Annotated in this window: 3 protein-coding genes; 2 read left to right on the forward strand and 1 reads right to left on the reverse strand. The window is 39.7% G+C overall.

Features of this window, described 5'->3' with window-relative positions:
* A partial coding sequence (locus H5162_RS20955) for a transposase (RefSeq protein WP_259398299.1) occupies nt 1–336 on the forward strand: 336 nt, incomplete at its 5' end.
* 220 nt (nt 337–556) lie between these two features.
* Nucleotides 557–943 (forward strand): hypothetical protein, encoded by a 387-nt coding sequence (locus H5162_RS20960; RefSeq protein ID WP_182779432.1) that lies wholly within the window; start codon nt 557–559, stop codon nt 941–943.
* Between the two features lie 28 nt (nt 944–971).
* Here the strand turns inward: H5162_RS20960 and H5162_RS20965 are convergent, their stop codons facing one another.
* On the reverse strand, nt 972–2240 hold the full coding sequence (locus H5162_RS20965) for an IS110 family transposase (protein ID WP_182779433.1): 1269 nt from the start codon (nt 2238–2240) through the stop codon (nt 972–974).
* Nucleotides 2241–2685 lie beyond the last annotated feature (445 nt).

Consider the following 2685-nt stretch of genomic DNA (forward strand, 5'->3'; position numbering starts at 1 on the left):
TTCTGCGGTTACTTAAAAGATTGCAAGGTATGCCCACTGCAACAGCAATGTATGCGAAAGCCACCTATAAAAACAGGACGGCAAGTTCAGTTTAAAAATGATGAATCGCGTAAAAAGCTAAGCTATATCGACAAAATGAAGGTCAAAATAGACAGCCCAATCGGGCGACGGCAGTACAGTAAACGACTTGGCTGTATAGAGCCGGTGTTCGGGAATATTACAGTTAACAAAGGCATGAATAAATTGACCTTACGCGGTCAAACGAAAGTGAATGCCCAATGGCAACTGTATTGCTTAGTTCATAATATAGAAAAGCTGCAAAACAGGACGCATTAATAAAGGTAAGCTGCTACCTCTCCAAATAAGCCACTTAAACACCTGTCATACCTTCCAAAACGCCCATTAAAGAAACAGTAAATCCTCTTTTTATATTTTACGTAAAATCGAAGTAACCGATTGAATCAAAATAGGAACTCAGCTATGGTTAATGCATCAATAAAAATAAATTAAAAACGAGTTGTTCTACAGCCTCGTTAGCTACTTCAATAAGGTTTGTATGAAATATCCATTTCAACCGAGATCTACAAGTTATATTGAGCAAGGGCAATTTTGGGCAGTACCAATTGGTATTAACAAGTTTTCCGCTGGTGTTGTACTAGCACTAAGAAGTAGTAATGGAAAAACAGACTCTAGAGCATTTTTGGCTGGCTTGTTGGATTGGTCTGGAGATGCACTGCCAACAAAAGAAGATTTAATTGCCTGTTCTGTATTACATAAAGGTTTTGCTCATATCAAAACAATCACAGAAACAGGCGGCGAAATATTAGGGAAAACAGATCCCAGTTGGGGTATTCCTGAAAGCGTGGAATATACTGATAGTATTCTTACTTGGGGTTATAACTCCATAGTTAAAAAGGCATGTAAAGCGTTCAGCAGTAGCTAACAACACGCCCTGAGGTGGACAGCAAGCACTAAAGCTCACTTTTCACCGCAAATTTTAACAGTGGTGACCCTTTACTTTTCAATGCCGTTAAGTAAGTTGATTCATCGTAGGGCGTGTGTGTTTTCCAGCATCTAAATAGGATTCGTATCCACTTAAATGCAAGCGATCTGATGATGGTATTATGGGGCTTTCCTTTTGCTTCTTGTTGCCGATAATAGGCTTTGGCCCAGAATGAATAACGCACAGAGAGTCCTGCCCATTCCACAAATGTTTGCCTTAAAAATGTAGTGCACGAGTATCGCCAATGTATCCATTCCTTCTTGCCACTGCGTTCGGTAACAGGGGCAATGCCTGCGTATTTTTGTATCTCAGCAGCGCACGAATAACGGTCACGATTAGACCCCATTGCCGCTAATAATCGAGGGGCTAATTGTGGCCCCGCACCGGGTAAACTATCAAAAATAACGCGATCTTTATGTTGCCTGTAAAGTGTTTTAATTTCGTCATCAAATCGTGTGATTGCGAGCATTAGCTGTTTGAGTTGAGGAACAAGGCATTCAATAAGCAATAAATTGGGCGTGATCACAGCCATATCATCAGTGAGTATTTCAGCGTCCTTTATTTCTTTTATCCGTTTTTCATTCACGAGTGGGTAACGCGAGTTGTGTTGATTAAAAAAGTCGAGCAAGGTTTGCTTTCGTGCTTTTTTAGCTTGTGCAAGAGAAGGCCAACGTAGTAAGAAATCACAAAAGATTTGTGTGTATTTTTCTTTAAACCAATCAATCACATGAGGATAATAATTTTTTAGCGTTGTGGATATTTTATTGGTTAAATCAACACGCTCTTGTACTAATTTACGACGATATTCGACAAGTTGCGCAAGACACCTAACGTCCTCTGAGTCAGGCCTAATAACCGTTAATTTATCCATATGAAGTTGTAAAATTTCAACTTGAATAATCGCATCGGTAGGATCATCTTTCGCTCCACTGTGCGTAAATGCTGCACGGTATTTTGCGACACTGGATGGATTAATCACAAATAATACGATGTGCTTAAATTTACTGAGAGCGTATATGAGTGGGCCTTTTTTAAGCTCACACGCGACAGCAACAGGTCTGCCGTTGTAGCGGTGTTTTAACTCAAGCGCCCATGCATTAATTGACTTAGGTTCAGATGAAATGACACTTAAAAGTTGTGTGTTTGTATCGCGATTTACTTCACAAATATCGTATTTACGGTCAGCCCAACCGATCCCGATAAGGGCAGCAAAATCTGAGACGTTAAAGGCTTCCATTTTGGGCCTCCTAGAGGTAAAGTGAAAGAGTAGATAGAGATAAATAGTGTTTCTCGCAGGTCTTATAGATAGTCGGCTCAACAACAATCCCTGAGTATGCGTATTGAAACAAATAACTCCTGCTGGTCCGAAAGTCTTGTTACAAACATAGATTGTTTCCGCTCAAATATTCGTGACCAACAGAAGCATATTCCATGTATTAATGAGTTAGGTAAATACATTAATTAATGGAACGGAGTAACTATAAGTTGCTTAAACGGACGTAAAACAGTTGGTTTTTGCTCCTGCGTCGCTTATTTTAACCAACTATTTTTTGCCTGTTAATTGGGCGTTGAGGCTGTAGAATTACTCTTTTTAGGAACTGGTTCTACACAATTGACTTGATTGTTTTTTGACCTTGAACCCACAGGGTTACTGTGATCTAATAGATATTATTCACCCACGG

Origin of the sequence: Pseudoalteromonas sp. SR41-8 (assembly GCF_014163915.1) — a bacterium.
GTDB lineage: Bacteria > Pseudomonadota > Gammaproteobacteria > Enterobacterales > Alteromonadaceae > Pseudoalteromonas > Pseudoalteromonas rhizosphaerae.

Bases quoted from the DNA above. Each gene is read 5' to 3' on its own strand.
- H5162_RS20960 (WP_182779432.1), top strand. From the start codon at position 557: ATGAAATATCCATTTCAACCGAGATCTACAAGTTATATTGAGCAAGGG.
- H5162_RS20965 (WP_182779433.1), bottom strand. From the start codon at position 2,240: ATGGAAGCCTTTAACGTCTCAGATTTTGCTGCCCTTATCGGGATCGGT.